The sequence below is a fragment of the Sphingomonas sp. UYAg733 genome, assembly GCF_054057355.1.
The window spans coordinates 326,228-345,056 of sequence record NZ_JBSRZE010000003.1 but is presented as its reverse complement, the minus strand read 5'-3'; the positions used below and the strand labels follow the sequence as shown (position 1 = coordinate 345,056).

General features: G+C 64.4%; 18 protein-coding genes and 1 tRNA gene. 13 read left to right on the top strand and 6 right to left on the bottom strand.

Annotated features, from left to right (window positions below; translation table 11 throughout):
• Positions 1-97: 97 nt before the first annotated feature.
• The 3 genes from ACVWZA_RS09035 (at position 98) to ACVWZA_RS09025 (ending at position 2,079) form a co-directional block, all read left to right on the top strand.
• Positions 98-667, top strand: coding sequence for a hypothetical protein (locus ACVWZA_RS09035; protein WP_457310855.1), 570 nt, complete (start codon positions 98-100; stop codon positions 665-667).
• The gene (locus ACVWZA_RS09030) at positions 664-1,206 is read left to right on the top strand and encodes a hypothetical protein (RefSeq protein ID WP_457310854.1); all 543 of its coding nucleotides are present in this window, start codon (positions 664-666) and stop codon (positions 1,204-1,206) included. Before ACVWZA_RS09035 ends, ACVWZA_RS09030 begins: the two co-directional genes overlap by 4 nt.
• Positions 1,207-1,779: 573 nt before the next feature.
• Positions 1,780-2,079, top strand: a complete 300-nt coding sequence (locus tag ACVWZA_RS09025) for a hypothetical protein (RefSeq protein WP_457310853.1) — start codon at positions 1,780-1,782, stop codon at positions 2,077-2,079.
• Between the two features lie 300 nt (positions 2,080-2,379).
• On the opposite strand, the gene ACVWZA_RS09020 is transcribed toward ACVWZA_RS09025, so the two are convergent.
• A complete protein-coding gene (locus ACVWZA_RS09020) occupies positions 2,380-3,717 on the bottom strand; it encodes an MFS transporter (RefSeq protein WP_457310852.1) in 1,338 nt (445 codons plus the stop codon).
• A 142-nt stretch (positions 3,718-3,859) separates the two neighbouring features.
• On the opposite strand from ACVWZA_RS09020, the gene cyoA reads away from it, so the two are divergent.
• From cyoA to ACVWZA_RS08985, 7 genes are all read left to right on the top strand, one after another.
• Positions 3,860-4,930, top strand: a complete 1,071-nt coding sequence (gene cyoA / locus ACVWZA_RS09015; protein WP_457310851.1) for a ubiquinol oxidase subunit II — start codon at positions 3,860-3,862, stop codon at positions 4,928-4,930.
• 12 nt (positions 4,931-4,942) lie between these two features.
• Entirely contained in the window at positions 4,943-6,952 is a 2,010-nt protein-coding gene (gene cyoB, locus ACVWZA_RS09010) for a cytochrome o ubiquinol oxidase subunit I (RefSeq protein ID WP_457310850.1), read from the top strand.
• Between the two features lie 29 nt (positions 6,953-6,981).
• A complete protein-coding gene (cyoC, locus tag ACVWZA_RS09005) occupies positions 6,982-7,587 on the top strand; it encodes a cytochrome o ubiquinol oxidase subunit III (RefSeq protein ID WP_457310877.1) in 606 nt (201 codons plus the stop codon).
• Positions 7,584-7,979, top strand: a complete 396-nt coding sequence (cyoD, locus tag ACVWZA_RS09000; protein ID WP_457310849.1) for a cytochrome o ubiquinol oxidase subunit IV — start codon at positions 7,584-7,586, stop codon at positions 7,977-7,979. Before cyoC ends, cyoD begins: the two co-directional genes overlap by 4 nt.
• 68 nt (positions 7,980-8,047) lie before the next feature.
• Positions 8,048-8,695 (top strand): SURF1 family protein, encoded by a 648-nt coding sequence (locus ACVWZA_RS08995; protein WP_457310876.1) that lies wholly within the window; start codon positions 8,048-8,050, stop codon positions 8,693-8,695.
• A complete protein-coding gene (locus ACVWZA_RS08990) occupies positions 8,692-9,987 on the top strand; it encodes an ATP-binding protein (protein WP_457310848.1) in 1,296 nt (431 codons plus the stop codon). The genes ACVWZA_RS08995 and ACVWZA_RS08990 overlap by 4 nt, the downstream gene beginning before the upstream one ends.
• Before the next feature lie 4 nt (positions 9,988-9,991).
• Positions 9,992-10,525, top strand: coding sequence for a response regulator transcription factor (locus tag ACVWZA_RS08985; RefSeq protein WP_457310847.1), 534 nt, complete (start codon positions 9,992-9,994; stop codon positions 10,523-10,525).
• Positions 10,526-10,602: 77 nt separating this feature from the next.
• Here the strand turns inward: ACVWZA_RS08985 and ACVWZA_RS08980 are convergent.
• The 4 genes from ACVWZA_RS08980 to ACVWZA_RS08965 all read right to left on the bottom strand — a co-directional run bounded on the left by ACVWZA_RS08980 (position 10,603) and on the right by ACVWZA_RS08965 (position 14,554).
• Positions 10,603-10,677, bottom strand: a tRNA-Glu gene (locus ACVWZA_RS08980).
• A gap of 75 nt (positions 10,678-10,752) precedes the next feature.
• Positions 10,753-13,326 carry a bifunctional lysylphosphatidylglycerol flippase/synthetase MprF gene (mprF, locus tag ACVWZA_RS08975; protein ID WP_457310846.1) on the bottom strand — a complete coding sequence of 858 codons (2,574 nt, stop codon included), beginning with the start codon at positions 13,324-13,326 and terminating at the stop codon, positions 10,753-10,755.
• Positions 13,311-13,742 (bottom strand): DUF2147 domain-containing protein, encoded by a 432-nt coding sequence (locus ACVWZA_RS08970; protein WP_457310845.1) that lies wholly within the window; start codon positions 13,740-13,742, stop codon positions 13,311-13,313. The genes mprF and ACVWZA_RS08970 overlap by 16 nt, the downstream gene beginning before the upstream one ends.
• Positions 13,739-14,554, bottom strand: a complete 816-nt coding sequence (locus ACVWZA_RS08965) for an AcvB/VirJ family lysyl-phosphatidylglycerol hydrolase (RefSeq protein ID WP_457310844.1) — start codon at positions 14,552-14,554, stop codon at positions 13,739-13,741. Before ACVWZA_RS08965 ends, ACVWZA_RS08970 begins: the two co-directional genes overlap by 4 nt.
• 150 nt (positions 14,555-14,704) lie before the next feature.
• Between ACVWZA_RS08965 and ACVWZA_RS08960 the strand changes: the two genes are divergently transcribed.
• Genes ACVWZA_RS08960 through ACVWZA_RS08950 form a run of 3 tightly spaced genes read left to right on the top strand, consistent with a single transcriptional unit; the run spans position 14,705 to position 16,738 of the window.
• A complete protein-coding gene (locus ACVWZA_RS08960; RefSeq protein WP_457310843.1) occupies positions 14,705-14,983 on the top strand; it encodes a PqqD family protein in 279 nt (92 codons plus the stop codon).
• A gap of 13 nt (positions 14,984-14,996) precedes the next feature.
• Positions 14,997-15,908, top strand: coding sequence for an HPr kinase/phosphorylase (locus ACVWZA_RS08955; protein WP_457310842.1), 912 nt, complete (start codon positions 14,997-14,999; stop codon positions 15,906-15,908).
• On the top strand, positions 15,905-16,738 hold the full coding sequence (locus tag ACVWZA_RS08950) for a sulfotransferase domain-containing protein (protein ID WP_457310841.1): 834 nt from the start codon (positions 15,905-15,907) through the stop codon (positions 16,736-16,738). Before ACVWZA_RS08955 ends, ACVWZA_RS08950 begins: the two co-directional genes overlap by 4 nt.
• A 22-nt stretch (positions 16,739-16,760) precedes the next feature.
• Here ACVWZA_RS08950 and ACVWZA_RS08945 read toward each other — a convergent pair whose 3' ends face one another.
• A complete protein-coding gene (locus tag ACVWZA_RS08945; RefSeq protein ID WP_457310840.1) occupies positions 16,761-18,653 on the bottom strand; it encodes an asparagine synthetase B family protein in 1,893 nt (630 codons plus the stop codon).
• Positions 18,654-18,829: the final 176 nt, after the last annotated feature.

Here is an 18,829-nt window from a genome sequence, read left to right as displayed (position 1 = left end):
TCGGACGCCGCCCTTCCCCGACGGGAGGGGCGGCGATCCGGCAATGCCCTCAGGATATCCGGACGATATGATGAGCAAGTCCATCCGCAACCCGCTTGTGGCCGCCGCCGTCGCGGGAACGCTATTCGCGGCACTGCTGTTTGCCGAGCAGAGCGTCGTCGGCCTTCATTTAGGCGCCACCAAATTCGTTTTGCCGATGGTCGTCTTCTCCGGTCTGTTCGCCTCCCTCAACGCGCTGGCGGGTAATCGCCGGGTGCTGGTCGCGAACGACGCGCGAAAGGCGGAGATGCTCGCGTTTCCGCCCACGCCGGGGCATGGCTGGATCGCGGTGATGCGCGACAGGAAAAATGGCGCACCTTCGATTGGCTTCGACATGTTCGTCGATGCCAAGGTGATCGCCCAGCTGTTGCCGAAGCGCTTTACCATCACGGCGTTGCCGGAGGGTACGCACCACCTCTTCGCGGATATTCCAGGCGCTCCCGGCCCCTCGGCGGTGGCGCCTCTCGAAGTCGATGTGGTTGAGGGCTGCGTCATGATCTTCGCGATCCGGACATCGATCGGCGTGTTTCGCACCTCGCCCCGGCTTGAACCCGTCGCGAACACGCCAGAGGCGCGCGCTGTGCTCGCCCGGATGCTGCTGGTGGAAGCCGAGGCGGCATGGTCATGAGCGGGGCCGTGATTGCGACCTCGAGCCCGATCATCGTCCAGGTCGCAGCGACGGCGCTGCCCTTATTGTTGTTCGCGGCCATCGGCATCATTCTGTTCCTCCGCCGGGGGCGGGTGGCCGGTTCGCCTCCTGCCCCGCCCGTGATCACATCGGACGAGGTGACGACCGTGCCGGTGCGTGCGCTCTACTTGCGCCATGCCGGTCTTCTGGGCGGCACATCGCAGAACAGCATGAACCCCCGCTTCGCGATCGCGCTGGACGGCATCCACTTCAAACTGTTCCGGGAAAGCCGGCTGACTTTTGCGAGCATCGAACATATCGACCTTCGCGAGCGGTTCGGTAGGACCTACCTCCTGTTCATCAACGCGGGCAACCCCCGCTTGCTCAGCGTCAGTGTGGCGGATCGCGCCACCGCGAAGCAGGTGCTGGAGGCACTGCCCCGTTCCGTGGCGCTTACGCCGGAAGCAGCGACGGTCCGCGATGGCTCTGCCGCGGCTGCGACGCCCGGATTGCGTCGCTACAGGGGGCCGATACGATAGGTCCTGAATGCGCGACCCTGACCTTTTACCGTTATCGTCGCGGTGCAGCGTGGGAAGTCATAACCACTGTTTGGCGGACGCAAGTGGCGATAGTTCGGTCCACTTGTGGGACATACGGGATTGATTCAACACCCGCGGTTTTTGGCTTTTTAGGCGGAACATTCAACATCGGCTGACCCGTTCCCCATAACTTGAGGAGAATTAAGTGTGGCGAGTCTAATGGAGAGCAGACATTTGAGCCTGGACACCGAGCGTCGATTCTTCTCGGCCATGGCGCTCGTCATCGCCGCAGCGAGGTTCGTGGGTTTTGCCCCAAGCTATTATCTAGCGCCGATGTTCGGTGCCAGACCGCTGCCGATTCTGCTCCATGTCCACGGAGTCGTCTTCACCGCCTCGGATATTGCTCTATGTCGCGCAGACCTTGCTTGTCTCGGCGGGGCGTACCGAGATCCACCGGACCGTGGGTCCGGTTGCGGTGGTACTGGCCATTGCGATGGTCCCTCTCGGCATCGTGACCGCGATCATCACTAAGCAGATCGCAGCAGCCCATCACTTGCCGCCGCAGGCATCGCGATGCGCAAGCGGTCGGCGTGGCACAAGCGGCTGATGCTGCTGGGAACGACGACCATCCTGACGACGCCGCTCGCACGAATTACGCGCTTCACGAATATCGGGCTGCTCCCGGCGCACGGAGGGATGATTTTGACCGACATCCTGCTTGCAGCGCTAGCGATCCACGACGTGAGGTCGCGTGGCAAGCTGCATCCCGCAACGATCTGGGGCGGCGGCTTCTTTCTTGCGACACAGGTGCTGCGGGTCGCCCTCAATGTAACCCCCGCCTGGCAGGCATTCGCAAACGGCCTGACGGGCTAGGGCGAACGACAGCTCCCAGAGACTGCGCGGCTGGCTTGCGTAAGCGCAGCGGGCGCCGAGCCGCCGTTGAACCATAGGCCTAACCGCGAACCGATACCGGCAGTCCAGCAGCGGGAATCGAACCCATTGTTGGCCGCTACCTCACCGCACGCGCCAATCCCGCGCAGCGGGTTCGTGCACCGGCCCGGCCTTGCGCGTTAAAGGACGTAGCGAGGTCCAATGCGCGAACGTCGGTTGCTGTCGAAAGCCGACGTTTATCGATTCGGACACGAATGACAGCAAGGTCCCAGAGCTGGCCGTTCAGCGTCCGGCCAGCTCCTTGTTGATGCCCAGCGCCACCAGGGTGCCGATCGCGCCCGACAGCAGGTAACCGCCCGCTGCGAGAAGCCCGAAATTGGCCGCTAGCAGCAACGCTACGAGCGGCGCGAATCCGGCGCCGACCAGCCAGGCGAGATCGGAAGTCAACGCAGCGCCGGTATAGCGATGCGCGGCGGAGAAATTGCCCGTCACCGAACCCGATGACTGGCCGAAGGCGAGGCCGAGCAGCACGAAGCCGATGATCATGAACGCCAGTTCGCCGGCGTCGCCGCCATTGAGCAATTGTGGTGCGAAGCCGCTGAATGCCGCGATCCCGGCTGCCGACGCACCCAGCACGGTGCGGCGCCCGAACCGGTCGGCAATCACCCCCGACGCGACCACCGCGACGACTCCGAACGCGGCGGCGATGATCTCTATCACCAAGAAGCGGGCGGGGTTCTCGTCCGTAAACAGGAACACCCAGGACAGCGGGAACACCGTGACCATGTGAAACAACGCAAAGCTGGCGAGCGGTGCGAATGCGCCGATGACGATGTTGCGCCAGTCGCCGCGCACCGTATCGATCACGCGTGAGGGCTGCAGTTCGCGGCTCGCGAACAATGTGGCGTAATCCGGTGTCGAAACGATGCGGAGCCGCGCGAACAACGCCACGACGTTGATCGCAAAGGCGACGAAGAAGGGGTAGCGCCAGCCCCAGTCGAGGAAGTCGGCGTTGGACAGGGTCGTCACGAAGAACGCGAACAATGCGCTCGCCACCATCAGGCCGAGCGGCGCGCCGAGTTGCGGGATCATCGCGTACCAACCGCGCTTGTTGGCCGGCGCGTTCAGTGCGAGCAACGAGGCGAGCCCGTCCCATGCCCCGCCCAGCGCAACGCCCTGGCCGAGACGAAACAGGGCGAGCAGCACCGCCGACCAGATTCCGATCGTCTCAAAGCCGGGCAGGAAGGCGACCGCAGCGGTCGATCCGCCGAGCAGGAACAGGGCGATGGTCAGCTTGGTGCCGCGCCCCATCGCCTCGTCGATCCACAGGAACGCCAGCGACCCCACCGGTCGCGCGACAAAGGCGAGCGCGAAGATCGCAAAGGAATAGACCGTGCCGGTCAGCCGATCGACATAGGGAAAGACCAGGCTGGGGAAGACCAGCACCGAGGCGATCGCATAGACGAAGAAATCGAAGAATTCGGACGTCCGCCCGATGATCACGCCGATGGCGATCTCGCCCGGCGCGACATCGCTGTGCCGCGCATTGATCGCGCGGGCGTCGCGTTCGGCCGTACCGGATGTCGGGGCCCGGGATGTCGGGGCGATGTGCGCGGTCATGAACGATGCTTCCTGATGAGCGGCGGGCTGATGGGCGGGTGGAGAATGCCGATCACGCGCCTTTATGCGCTCATTCGATGGTCTTGGGGATTGGACAAAATGTCCAATGTTGCGCTGCAACGCAAAGGCGTAGCGGGCAAGCATGCCAAAGGTTTTTCGCATTATTTGCCCATCCGCCGCGACCTTCGCGCTCCTGTTGCTCGGCGGGTGCAATATGGTCGTGATGAACCCGATGGGCGATGTGGCGGTACAGCAGCGCAACCTGGTGATCATCGCCACGATATTGATGCTACTCATCGTCATACCGGTGCTCGCGCTGATCGGACTGTTCGCCTGGCGTTACCGCGCGTCGAATAAGGATGCGCGCTACGAGCCCGACTGGGACCATTCGACCCAGCTCGAACTGGTCATCTGGGCGGCACCGCTGTTGATCATCATCTGCCTTGGTGCGGTGACCTGGACCGGCACCCATTTGCTCGACCCTTATCGTCCGATCGAGCGCATCGCGCCGGGCCGGAAGGTCGTGCCGAACGTCAAGCCGCTCGAGGTGCAAGTGGTCGCGCTCGATTGGAAATGGCTCTTCATTTATCCCGAATATGGCATTGCGACGGTCAATGAACTTGCCGCGCCGGTCGATCGACCGATCATGTTCCGGCTCACCTCCTCCTCGGTGATGAACGCGTTCTACGTGCCGACGCTTGCCGGCATGATCTACACCATGCCGTCGATGGAGACGAAGCTCCACGCCGTGATCAACAAGGCCGGCGACTATGAGGGCTTCTCGTCAAACTATAGCGGCGCGGGCTTTTCCGGCATGCGCTTCCGCTTTCATGGGCTGACCGATCAGGACTTCGCGGCGTGGGTCGCGCGCAACAAGGCGGCCGGCGGTGATCTCACCCGTGCGCGTTACCTGCAACTCGAAAAGCCGACCGAGAAGGTGCCGGTGATGCGCTTCGCCAGCGTCGCGCCGGGCCTGTTCGACGCGGCGGTCGGGCAATGCGTCCAGCCCGGCACGCCGTGCATGGCCGACATCATGAGGAAGGACGCGGGCATGGCGGGGATGGACCATATGGCTGCACCATCGAAGCAGCCCGAATCCCCGCTGACCACCGCCGCCCCCGGCAGTCCGCCCCCGGTCGACCCAGCACATGTCGATCATCGCTCGCACGGCGCGCCGTCGGACGCGACGCCGCCCAAGCAGCCTGCCCTCTAAATGGCCATTCCAATGCAGATCTCACCGCTTTCCGTCAGCCCGATCTTCGGCCGCTTCACGCTGGAATCGCTGCCGCTGCACGAACCGATCGTCATGGCGACCTTTGCCGGCGTCGCGCTGGGCGGCGTCGCGTTGCTCGGTGCGCTGACCTGGTTCAAACTCTGGGGCTATTTGTGGCGCGAATGGTTCACCACCGTCGATCACAAGCGCATCGGTATCATGTACATGATCCTCGGCCTGGTCATGCTGCTGCGCGGCTTTGCCGATGCCGTGATGATGCGGTTGCAGCAGGTGATGGCGTTCAACGGGTCCGAGGGATATCTCAACGCGCATCATTATGATCAGATCTTCACCGCGCACGGGGTGATCATGATCTTCTTCGTGGCGATGCCGCTGGTCACCGGGTTGATGAACTATGTCGTGCCGCTGCAGATCGGCGCGCGCGACGTGTCCTTCCCGTTCCTCAACAATTTCAGCTTCTGGATGACCGCGGCCGGCGCGATTACGGTGATGATGAGCCTGTTTGTCGGCGAATTCGCGCAGACCGGCTGGCTCGCCATGCCGCCCTTGTCGGGGATCAGCTACAGTCCCGGGGTCGGGGTCGATTATTATATCTGGTCGTTGCAGATCGCCGGCGTCGGGACCTTGTTGTCGGGCGTCAACCTGATCGCGACCATCGTCAAGATGCGTGCGCCGGGCATGACCATGATGCGCATGCCGATCTTCTGCTGGACCGCGCTGTGCACCAACATCCTGATCGTCGCCGCCTTTCCGGTGCTGACTGCGGTGCTCGGGCTGCTGTCGCTCGACCGCTATGCCGACACGGCCTTCTTCACCAACACGCTTGGTGGCAACCCGATGATGTATGTTAACCTGATCTGGATCTGGGGCCATCCGGAAGTCTACATCCTGATCCTGCCCGCCTTTGGCATCTTCAGCGAAGTGACCTCGACCTTCTCGGGCAAGCGGCTCTTCGGCTACACCTCGATGGTCTATGCGACGGCGGTCATCACCTTGCTCGCCTACGTCGTTTGGCTGCACCATTTCTTCACCATGGGGTCGGGCGCCAACGTCAATTCCTTCTTCGGCATCACGACGATGGTGATCTCGATTCCCACCGGCGCGAAGATCTTCAACTGGCTGTTCACCATGTACCGCGGGCGCATCCGTTTCGAGCTGCCGATGATGTGGACGATCGCGTTCATGATAACCTTCGTGATCGGCGGTATGACCGGCGTTCTCCTCGCCGTGCCACCGGCCGATTTCGTACTGCACAATTCGCTGTTCCTCGTCGCGCATTTCCACAATGTGATCATCGGCGGCGTGCTGTTCGGGCTGTTCGCCGGAATCAATTACTGGTTCCCCAAGGCATTCGGTTTCCGGCTCAACGAATTCTGGGGGAAAATGTCCTTCTGGTTCTGGGTGCTCGGTTTCTATTTCGCCTTCATGCCGCTCTACATCCTCGGCCTGATGGGCGTGACGCGCCGCCTGCGCACCTTCGAGGATCCGAGCTTGCAGATCTGGTTCGGCATCGCCGCGTTCGGGGCGGTGCTGGTCGCGATCGGCATCGGCGCGATGCTGGTGCAATTCTATGTCAGCATCCGCGACCGGGAAAAACTGCGCGACGATAGCGGCGATCCGTGGAACGGTCGCACGCTCGAATGGGCGACGTCCTCGCCACCGCCCGACTATAATTTCGCTTTCTCGCCCGTGGTGCATAATGGCGATGCCTGGGCGGACATGAAGCAGCGCGGCTATCAGCGCCCGACCCAAGGGTTCAAGGCGATCCACATGCCGAGCAACACCGGCACCGGCGTGATCATCGCCGCGCTAAGTATGGCGTTCTCGGTCGGCATGATCTGGTATGTATGGTGGCTGGCGGCGCTCAGCTTCGTGGCGATCCTGGTCGTCGCGATCGGCCACACCTTCAACTATCGCCGCGATTTCCACATCCCGGCGGAGGAGGTCATCGCGATCGAAGACAAGCGCACGCGATTGCTCGCGGCGGGAGCGGCGGCATGAGCGCGACCGTGAGCACTGGCGCGATCGACATGGCCGCGGACGACGTCTTCTACCTGGTCGATGAACATGATCATCCGGAGGGTTCGAGCACAATGCTCGGCTTCTGGATCTATCTGATGAGCGACTGTCTGATCTTCGCGATGTTGTTCGCGACGTACGGCGTGCTCGGCGCAAGCTATGCCGGTGGGCCGGGCCCGCGCGAACTGTTCGACCTGCCTCTGGTCGCGCTCAACACCACGATGCTGCTCTTTTCCTCGATCACCTATGGCTTCGCGATGCTGGCGATGACCGAGGGCAAGGTGAGGGGGACGCAAGGCTGGCTGGCGGTGACCGGCCTGTTCGGTCTCGCGTTCCTGGGCATCGAGTTGTACGAATTCGCGCATCTCATCCATGAAGGCGCAGGGCCGCAGCGCAGCGCTTTCCTGTCGTCCTTCTTCACTTTGGTCGGCACGCATGGCCTGCACGTCACCTTTGGCCTGATCTGGCTGGTGACGCTGATGGTGCAGGTCCAGTTGAAGGGGCTGATCCCCGCCAATCGTCGTCGGCTGATGTGCCTCAGCCTGTTCTGGCATTTTCTCGACGTCATCTGGATCGGCGTCTTCACCTTCGTCTATCTGATGGGAATGCTGCGATGAGCGCCTCCGCCAATGTTCCCCCTGCTCATGGTCTGGGTCATGCCGACGCGCACGGCCATGATGACGAGGAAAGCCATGGCACGCGCAAGGGCTATGTGATCGGCTTCGTGCTCGCCGCGATCCTGACCGCGATCCCGTTCTGGCTGGTCATGACGACACCGTTTTCGAAACCAGTAATCGCGCTGATCATCATGGCTTTCGCCGCGGTGCAGATGGTCGTGCACATGATCTTCTTCCTGCACATGAACCGGCGGGCAGAGGGCGGCTGGTCGATGATGGCGCTGCTGTTCACCGTGGTGATCGTCGGCATCGCGCTGAGCGGGTCGCTCTGGGTGATGTACCATATGAACGCCAATATGACGCCGATGCCGCAGGCCATGGACCCTATGTAGTGACGCCGGCGCGCACCGTTTCCGCCCGCGCTGTCGTCGCGGGGCTGGTGGCACTGCTGCTCGTCGCCATGCTGGTTGCGCTCGGCACCTGGCAGGTGAAGCGGCTGGCCTGGAAACGCGACCTGATCGCGCAGGTTGACGCCCGCATCCACGCCGCGCCCGTCGCCGCCCCCGGCTCCGCAGACTGGCCGGCGATCGATGCACCGCGCGCGCAGTATCTGCGCGTGCGGCTCGCAGGCGATTTTCTCCTGATCTCGCCGACGCTGGTCCAGGCGGCCACGGAGCGCGGTGCCGGCTGGTGGGTGATGGCGCCGTTGCTGACCCGGCAGGGGTTCGTCGTGCTGGTCAATCGGGGCTTCGTGCCGACGCGCGTCGTTCCCCCGCCACAATCCGGTCCTGTCATTCTGACCGGCCTGCTGCGCATCACCGAGCCGGGCGGTGGTTTCATGCGCTCGAATGATCCCGCGCGCGACGCCTGGTATTCGCGCGACGTCGCCGCCGTCGCCGCGGCGCGCGGGCTGGGGAGCGTTGCGCCTTATTTCGTCGATCTGGATGCGGCGTCGGCACCGCCCGGCGGCCCGATCGGCGGGCTCACGGTGATCGCCTTTCCGAACAATCATCTCGTTTACGCGATCACATGGTATATCCTGGCGATGATGGTCGCCGGCGCCCTTGTCATCTTGCTGCGCGCGGAACACCGCGCGGTGCCGCGATGACCGCGCTGGTCGCTCCGCGCTCACTCGCCCCGACTGATGCCACCGCGTCGCAGAACATGTTGCAACTGGTGCAATTGCGCTGGCTGGCGATCGCCGGCCAGTGCGTAACGATCCTGCTGACCCATTACGCCTTTGGTATCGCGCTGCCGATCGTGCCGATGCTCGCCGTGCTTGCCGGACTCGCGCTGCTCAACACTATCAGCATGTTGTGGCTTAGCTCCGGGCGGCCGATCGACAATCGCGCATTGCTCGCCGCGTTGCTGCTCGACGTGCTGTGTCTGTCGGTGCAGCTCTATTTCAGCGGCGGCGCGACCAATCCGTTTGTGTCGCTGTTCCTGCTTCAGGTCGTGCTCGGTTCGGTGCTGCTCAAGCAAGGATCGACCTGGGTCGTGGTGGTGGTGACCAGCATCGCCTTCGCGCTGCTCACAATAATCTACCGCCCGATCGTCCTGCCGGACGATTATCGCACCTCGCTCTTCCAGCTCCATGTCCAGGGCATGTGGGTCTGCTTCGCGCTGGTCGCGGTGCTGCTCGTAATGTTCGTCACGCGCATCAATCGCAATTTGCGCGCTCGAGACGCGCATCTCGCCGCGATGCAGCGTCAGGCGGCGGAGGAGGATCATATCGTCCGCATCGGCCTGCTTGCTTCGGGCGCGGCGCATGAGCTTGGCACGCCGCTCTCCTCACTGTCGGTGATCCTCGGTGACTGGCGCAGGGCACCGGGCATCGCCGGTGATCCCGACCTTGCCCATGAACTCGGCGAGATGCAGGCCGAGGTGCAGCGCTGCAAGGCGATCGTGACCGGCATCCTGCTCGCTGCGGGCGAGGCGCGCGGCGAAGCATCGACCGTCACCAGCGTGCGCGCCTTTTTCGGCCGGGTCGTTGCCGACTGGCAGGCCGCGCGAGGTTTCACCGAGCTACACTATGACGACGCCTTCGGGGCCGATGTGCCGATCGTCTCCGACACCGTCCTTCAGCAAATGGTCTTCAACCTGCTCGATAACGCCGCGGAGACCTCGTCCGATGAAATCCGCATCGACCTGGCGCGCGACGGCGATATCCTCACTGTCACCGTTGCCGATCGCGGCGCCGGTTTTGCCGTGGCGACGCTCGACGCGATCGGGACGCCCTATAATTCAACAAAGGGGACCGCCGGCGCCGGGCTCGGCCTGTTCCTCGTCGCCAATGTGATGCGCAAGCTCGGCGGCACAATGCAGGCGCGCAACCGGCGAGGTTGTGGAGCCGAGGTGGTGCTGCGCCTACCGCTCTCCGCACTCGAATTGACAGACTAGGGTCATGGCGAACGAGCCCTTGCTCTTTCTGGTCGAGGACGATGCGGCCTTTGCCCGCACGCTGCAGCGGTCGTTCGAACGGCGCGGCTATCGTGTCGCGCTTGCCACCGATCCAGCCGAGCTCAACCGGCTGTTGGCGACCGAAACGCCGGACTATGCGGTGGTCGATCTGAAACTCGGTCAGGCTTCCGGACTCGCCTGTGTCCAGACGCTGCACGACCATGATCCCGACACCGTGATCGTCGTCCTGACCGGCTATGCCAGTATCGCGACGGCGGTCCAGGCGATCAAGCTGGGTGCGACATCCTATCTCGCCAAGCCGGCCGATACCGACGATCTGGAAGCCGCATTCGGCAAGATCGGCGGCGATGTCGACACGCCGATCGGCGGGCGGCAGACCTCGATCAAGACGCTGGAGTGGGAACGGATCCACAAGACGCTCGCCGAGAGCGACTTCAACGTATCGGAAACCGCACGCCGTTTGGGCATGCATCGGCGAACACTGGCGCGGAAGCTGGAGAAACGACCGCTGCGATAGTTTTCCGTGCGGTTCGGGAGCTTTTGGACACTTCGCGATCAGCAACTGCGTCTTGCCCGGCAAGTGCTTGAAAACGCTGGTGACCCCTACGAGAATCGAACTCGTGCTTTCGCCGTGAGAGGGCGACGTCCTAACCGCTAGACGAAGGGGCCGTTGTGCCAGAGGCGCGGCTGATACGGCGGGGGCGTGAAGACGTCAAGGCGCTGGGTCAACCTGCCGGCGCGACGCTATCCACCGATCAGCGCCACAAGGTCCATCATCGCGCGTGGCGCGGCGAGACCCGGAGTAGTCGCGACATAGCGTGGAACCCAGTAGGGCCGGAACTTCGCCTTGAAAGAACGCAGTCCGGAAAAACCGTACAGCGCCTCGCCATGGCCGTAGATCGCATGGCCGATGCGCGACCAGAGCGGGGCGAGGCGGCGGCCGGTCAGCCCCGACAGCGGCGCCATGCCGAGGTTGAAGCGCACATAGCCGTTCGCCTCACCCCATAGCATCAGCCGCACGAACAGCAGGTCCATCGCGCCATAAGGTGTATCGGGCAGATGCCGCATCAAATCGACCGACAGCTCGGTGCGGCTGCGCGTCGTCCAGATATTGGCGAAGGCGACGATCCGGCCCTCATGACGCAGCACGGCGCAGTCGAAGCGGCTGATATAGTCGGCATCGAAGCGGCCGATACTGAAGCATTTTTCGCCCCCGGCCTTGTTGCGCAACCATGCATCCGACACCTGCTGCAACTGTGGCCCGATCCCGGGAACGGCGGCCCTGGCGACGATATCGAAGACAAGCCCGGCGCCTTCGGCTTTGCGCACCGAGTGACGCAGCGTCCTGGCGGTGGGGCCGTCAAGCGTGAAGGCCGCGAGATCGACATGCGCCTCCTCGCCATACTTCATCACTTGCAGCCCCATTTCGATAAGCAGCGGCAACAGATCGTCGCTCGCCTGGTAGAAACACAACCGGCCATGCGCGGCGTCGCACAGGCCGCGCAGCCGCCACACCAGTTCGGACCAAGCCGCGTTCGGCCCGACCGGGTCGCCCATCACTACCCAGGTGCGGCCATGTACGCGGTACATCAGGAACGCGTCCGCCGAAGCCGAGACGATGAACTGCTTGTCGCCGGTAAACGCGAGCGCCGCGTCGGTACGCTCCGACGCGGCAAGCGCGGCATCGGCGACCGCCGGCGGCAAGGTGTCGTCGCCGGCTGGGCGAACGGGCGCCGAGAGCAGCCGCCAGCCCGCCACCGCGCCGAGCAACATCGCCGCACCCAGGCTGGCGCGCAGGAAGCGCGGCGCATTGCCCCGCCACGCAAAGGCCCACCACAGATCGTCGCTGTAGGGCACATGCTTATACGCGAAGAAACCGGCCCACAGGCTGAGCGCGATGGCGATCGCCGCGGCGGCGAGCCAGGTGCGCTGCAGCGGCGCGTCGAGGATGCCGGCGCGGCGATAAAAGGCCGGGCGGCAATATTGCAGCAGCGCCGCGATCACGCCGAGCAGCACGGCCTCCTCATAATCCACGCCTTTGAGCAGCGAGAAGACGATGCCACCGGCGAGGAACAGCCGCGCGGCGAGGAAACCGCTGCGCAACCGTGCGTTGATCGCCGGCGCGATCAGCAGCAGCGCGGTGCCCGCCATGCTCGCGGCGAAGTGCGATGCCTCGACGAACGGCAGCGGCGCGACGTCGGCGAGCCAGTCGATCCGCCAATGCACCGCGGGCAACGCTCCGGACACGAGCAGGATCAACCCGCCGATAAACACCAGCAGCGCAATCAACGGCGGCGCGAGGAAATAGCTGGTGCGCTCGACCAGCGACAGGCCAAGCGAGATCGGGCGGCGCAACCGATGCCCCTCGACCGAGGCGAGCAACGCCGCCGCGACGATCAGCGGCAGGACGTAATAGATCAGCCGATAAAGCAGCAAAGCGGCGAACGCCTCGCCCCCTGCGGCGGGCAGGATCGCCAGGATGACCAGTTCGAACACGCCGATGCCACCGGGAACATGCGAAACGGCGGAGGCGGTTACCGCGAGCGTATAGGCGAGGAAGAACAAGGCGAAGCTCTGCGGCCCCGATTGCGGCAGCAGCACGAACAGTGCGGCGGCGGCGGCGGCGAGATCGAGCATGGCGACGCCGAGTTGCGCGGCCATGATGCGCACCGGCGGCACCGGCAAGGTGAGGCGCCCGATGCCGATACGTTCGACACCGCGATGCCGGGCGGTGAACAGCGTCACGATCAGCGCGACGATGGCGAGGGCGATCACGCGCTGCCCGACGATCGGCAACAATGCCGGTCCGATCACGAGCGGCGCGCTGCCGGTCAGCAGCGCCAGCGCGATGATGCCCGACAGGCCGGCCCAGAAACCGGCGGAGGAGAGCAGGCCGACGCGCGCGACGTCGCCCAGGTCGAGCCCGGCCGAGGCATAGACACGGTAGCGTGCCGATCCGCCGGTGAGCAGGCTCAGGCCGAAATTATGGCTGATCGCATAGCTGGTGAAGGAGGCGAGCGCGGCGGTGCGCCAGGGCAGCCGCACGCCGATCGCGCGCAGCGACAGCGCCTCACTCAGCGTCAGCGCGAAATAGCTCAGGCCGGTCAGCGCGATCGCTGCGGCGATGCGCCCCTGCGGAATCTCGTGGAGCGCGGCGCGCACATCCTTCAGCCGCACTTCGCCCAGGATCGCATGCAGCGCCTCGAACCCGAGCAGCGCGACCGCCAATATGGCAAGCGCGATCAGCGGCCGGCGGTGCGACCGGCCCCAGGCGGTGGCGTCGCCGATGCGGTCGCGCCGGATCAGACGCGCGTCCATATCTGCGATTTGCAAAACCATCCTCCGATCAGGCAGCCCGATATTTTGAGCGTGTCGGGCGATGTCTGGATGATCCGTGAAGAGAAGCGGCGGCCCATGTCGGGCACGAACACGATGCCAGACCATTTGCCCGGCGCGGTTTCGCGATAGCCGGAGAGCAATTGCACGCCGATCAGCTCGGTCACGCCGGACTCGCGCGCATCCTGTTCCGCCGCGGGCGTGGCATGAGCGATCGTCCCGCACAGCTCGCCATTGCAGTTCATGGTGCGGACCTGGATCGTGCCCATGGGATTGTGCCACAGGCCGATGATCGGCGGCGGCGCGGGCACAGCGACGGGCTTGGCGATGACGGGCAGGGCGATGAGCGGAGCGAGGAGTGCCGCGAGCGACAGTGCGAGGCGGCCGGGACGGGTCATTGCGGCAGTTCCCTGATCTGCGAGACATGGGGGATCTGCGTGACATGGGGGATCTGCGAGACATGGGGGATCTGCGGGACATAGGGGCGGAGCGCGGCGAAGATCGTGGTGATCAGCCGCTGTTCGTCGCGGTGGAGGAAATGGCCGCCAGGTAGCGCGATGACCTGGGCATGGCCGCCCTTCAGGCTGGGGCACAGACTGTCGGTTTCTTGCTCGCCGTGGATGCAGAACAATGGCGCCCACGCGATGCTCTTCGCCGCCGCGACCGGATCGGCATCGGGCGTGCCACGATAGGCGAAGCCGGTCGGGTCGGCGCGGAAATAGACGCCCTGGCCGGGGACGACGAGCACGATCGCCGCGATATGGCTGCGCAACTCGGGCGGTAGCGATGCCGCGCCGATGCCCAATATGTCGGATCCGAACGATTGGCCGATCAGAATGACCCGATCGGCGCCGGTGCGCGTCATCGTATCGCGCACCGATTTGGCGACGATCGCATCGACATCGGCGGCGGTGCGGTGGGTGGCGAAGATGCTCGGCGAATTGATGCCGAGCACCGGCACATGACTCTCGGCCAGCGCATGCGCCACGCTGGCGCCCATGCCGAAGCGCAATCCCATATCGCCCGACATATACAGCGCGGCGACCGGTACGCGGCCATTGCCCGGGCTGGCGAAGAAACGATCAGGATCATTGTCGAAGAACCCGGCTGCCCAAGCGACCACCGCAAGCGTGACGAGCAAGAACCCGATCACGGCAAGGATCCAGCGCAGCGACGACCGGCGTCGCCGGATGGGGAAGGATATCGACATCGTGTCGCACTAGCGATGCGCGCGTTACGCGGAGATGGCGGGCCGATGACGAATTTGTCATGCGCGCGTCGCATGAAGCCGGCGTTCCACTCTGGACGAGGTGAAGTGCGATCCGTAAGCAGCGCAATGGGTGGCGGTTTGGGGCACGGAATGACGATCGATCTGCAGAGCGAGATCAAGCGGGCGGACGGCTTTCTGGCGGCGAAAGTCGGCGACGGCCAGGTGCTGCTTGATATCGACGCGGGCAGCTATATCGGAATTGACTCGGTCGGCAGTGCGATCTGGGAACGGATTGCCGAGCCGGTGACGGTCGTCGCGCTGCGCGATGCGTTGATTGATGCCTATCAGGGCGACCCGGCGGTGATCGAGGCGGATTTACTGGCTTTTATCGATCGCCTGGCTGGCGTGAAGATGATCCTGTGCGTCTGACCGTTACGCCGGCGTGAGCGACCTGTATCTCTGCGGCTGGCGGGTTCAATCAGACCTCGCTTTGCCTGAACTGGTGCCATGGGACGGCGATGACCGGCCGGTCGATATTATGATCCGCCTCCGCGCCACCCCTGAACGCCTCGACGGTGCGGTCGATGTCAGCCCGTTCCTTCAGGTATCGCAGGACGGGCGCTGCCTGCTCACCCTGAGTGAGGTGGCGACGTATTTCGTCAACGGCCCCGGCGAAGTCATGGTCGATCCGCGCGCGGGCGCGTCGCAAGCTGAAGTGAGGCTGTTCCTGCTTGGATCGGTGTTGGGCTATCTCTGCCATATCCGCAGCCTGTTTCCGTTGCACGGATCCTGCGTCGCGGTCGGCGGCAAGGCGATCGCCTTTTCCGGTCCGTCGGGCGCGGGCAAATCGACCACCGCGGCACATCTGGCGCGGCGCGGACATCCGCTGATCGCCGACGATGTCTGTGCAATCGAGATCATCGATGGCGTGCCTCATGTCCGGCCAGCCTTTCCCCGGCTGAAGCTATGGCAGGACGCGCTGGATGCGGTCGGAGTCGAATCGGCCGGGCTTGAGCGCAACCGCGCGGGCCAGCAGAAATATCATTACCGCCACGACCGGGCCGAATTCCCGACCCGGCCAGTGCCGATCGGGGCGATCGTGTTGCTCGCGCGGCCCGGGCATGGCGAGGACGAATTGCTTGAACGCCTGGCCAATCCGGTCGAGATCGTCGGTGCGCTTGGCGCGGAGATTTTCCGCCCGACCGTCGCGGCCGCACTCGGGCGAAAGCCGGCACTGTTCGAGGTTCAGGCGGCGATTGCCGGGTCGGTGCCGGTCCATCGCTGGCGCCGTCGGTTCGAGTTCGACCGGATCGAGGGATGGCTCGACAGGATCGAGGCGCTGGTCGCGCCGTGAGCGGGGTCGTCCTGCTCGCATCCTATCCAAAGTCCGGCAACACCTGGACCCGCGCCTTTCTCGCCAGCCTTGACGCCGGTGGCGGCACCCCCGACATCAACGCACTCGGGCCGTCGGCGTCGCTGAGCAGCCGAGCGCTATGCGATCTGGTGCTCGACGAGGATACAGGCGACCTGAGCAATGCCGAGATCGCGCGGGTGCGGCCTTGGATCAGCCGCCGGGTGGCAGGCGAATTCACCGCACCGGTTAAGGCGCATGACGCCTGGCTCGTCCCGCCCGGCGCGATCGAGCCGCCGTTTCCCGCCGACATTATTGACCGGGCGATCCTGATCGTGCGCGATCCGCGTGATGTGGCGCTCTCATGCGTCCATCATTTCGGTAAGTCGCTGGATGAGGTTGTCGATGACATGGCTGACCCCCAATTCTGCCTGGGCGCGACAGACAACCATGCCAACAGGCAAGTCTATCAGCTGGTATCGAGCTGGAGCCGCCACGCGGCAAGCTGGCTGGATGACACACCGTTTCCGGTGCACCTGATGCGTTACGAGGCGATGCGCGGCGATCCGGCGGCCTGTTTTGCGGCCGCGCTGCGCTTTCTGGGACGGGACGACGATCGTGCGACGATCGACCGGGCGGTTGCGGCCTCGTCGTTTGATGCGCTTGCGGCGCAAGAGAAGGAAGCCGGCTTTGCCGAGCGCCTGCGGCGATCAAGTGCGCCCTTTTTTCGTTCCGGTCGGGCCGGCGGTTGGCGCGATACGATGTCCGCCGAGACTGCCGGCCGCGTCGTGGCGGATCATGGCGCGATGATGCGTCGGCTTGGCTATCAATAAGCCTCGCCGCGAGCGATGCGCCTCAGATATTTTCCATCCGGCGGATGAATCGGCCGGCCGTGATGCCGCGGCTTACCGCCAGCAGATACACCCGGCCGACGCCGTCATAATCGGCCGATCCGATGCCGGGCCACTCGCCCAGCAGACGTGCCATCCGATCCAGGTCGAGCGCCCGACTGGCGAGCGGGCTGTCGCGCAATTGGCAGAGTTCCGCCTTTAGATCGGGCAGCGCCTCATCGAAGCTGTTCTGCCAGTCGGCGGCCTGAAGCCCCTTGCGGCGTTCACCGAGAATGACCTCCGGCACAAGACCGGCCATCGCCCGCCGGATCAGGCCGCGCGGTACACCGTCCGGCATCCATCGCTCTTCCGGGATCGTAAAGGCCAGGTCCATCACGCGACGGTCGCCGGTCGGGTCGCGGACATCGATGCCGAACAATCGCCGTGTCGACCAATGATTCTGGCCACGATGACTCGATCGAGCGAGACTGAGCAGGCGCAACCGGCGCGTATCGCTGCGGGCGACAGAATAGAGGCTACCAGCGGTTCGAATCGCCTCCTCCTCAACGCCGTGATCGGCCAGAAACTTCGGATCGGCGATCGAGAAATCATACAGGCGCGGGTCCTGTTTGCCCGCCAGACCGCGCAATCCTTTCACTGCCTGCCCGGGCAGCAGCGCGGTCGCGACCTGATTGATCACATTCAGCCAGTTTTGGCCGCCGTTGCGACGCAGCGCCATCGCGGTGCCGAACGCGGTTGTCAGCCTGCCGGAGCGTATCTGCTGCCCGAATGCGGCCATGCCGTCGTGGCTGATCGTAAGGTTGCCCATCGATCCGATCAGCATGATGCGAACGCCCCGGTCGTGGGCCGATTGATCGATGCCATTGTACCAGATGAGGTTACTGGCGTTGAGCGGAGGCAGGTCCAGGCCGGCCTCGCGAAGCTTCAATGCCTCGAACAGCGTCGAGGACGAATTCGAAATACGAACATGCGTGATGTTAGGGTATCGCGCGCTCAGTGCGGCGGCATGGGGCCATTCATCGCCGAACCGGCCAGCGGCATCTCCAGGCAAGGGCGCATCGGGCGCAGCAGTAAACGCGGTCAAGCCGCGCTGCTCCTCTCCAAGCGCACGGGCTGCCAGCGCGGTCACCGCGCTGCTGTCCATTCCGCCACTGAGCTGCGCGCCGATCGGCTCGCCGGGGTCGATCCGGCAGCGAACTGCGGTGTCGAGCGTGTCGCGCAAGATTTCCTCATAATCCCGGCCGCTCGGTAGCTTTAGGAGCGGCAGCATTTCAGGACGCCACCAACGCTCGGTTTCCGCCCGTCCATTCTGCCAGGTCAGACGATGGCCGGGCGCAATGCTGAAAATGTCTTCGAAGAAACTGCGATCATGATCACGCGGCATCATCGCCAGCCAATGCGCCAGATGACGCTGGTCGAGCTTGCGCGGTACATCGGGGTCCGCCAGCAGCGCACGTTGTTCGCTGGCGAACACCAGGTCGCTATCCCGGCGCCAGTAGGAAAGCGGGCGCAATCCCCCCGGATCGACCGCGAGAAACAGGCGCCGCGATGCCCCGTCCCACACGGCCAGAGAGTAATCGCCGATGACGTGACGGCATAAATCGTCGCCCCAGGCGCGGTATGCCGCGAGGATAATCCGCGCGGGGGAGAATCTGTCCGTCAGCCCGATGCCGAGCGAGCGTCTGAGGTCGTCGATGTTATCGATCCGCCCGTCGACCGCAGCGCCGCGATGGCTGGCGTCCTGCGCGATCGTCGCCCCGTCACAGCCGGCAAGCCGCGCGCCTTCGATCAGGCATTCCGTCCGGGATCGCGGCGACCCAAGGATCGAGGCGGCGATCGTGCGGTCGATCGTGCGGGGCGGCTCGGATGAACTGGTGGCCCGACCGCAAATCGACATTCCTGCAACTCCGCTCCGCTCCTGTTTCAGAGAACCACGTGTCGCCGGTCATCTGTGTTCAACACGACGGCGCGGGGAATCGGTGTCATATCGACGCCAAACAGCGCCGGCGCAAAGGCACCCGACGCTGCTGGTATCCTAGTTCGTTGAAACGACGGATGTGAACATCCTTCGTT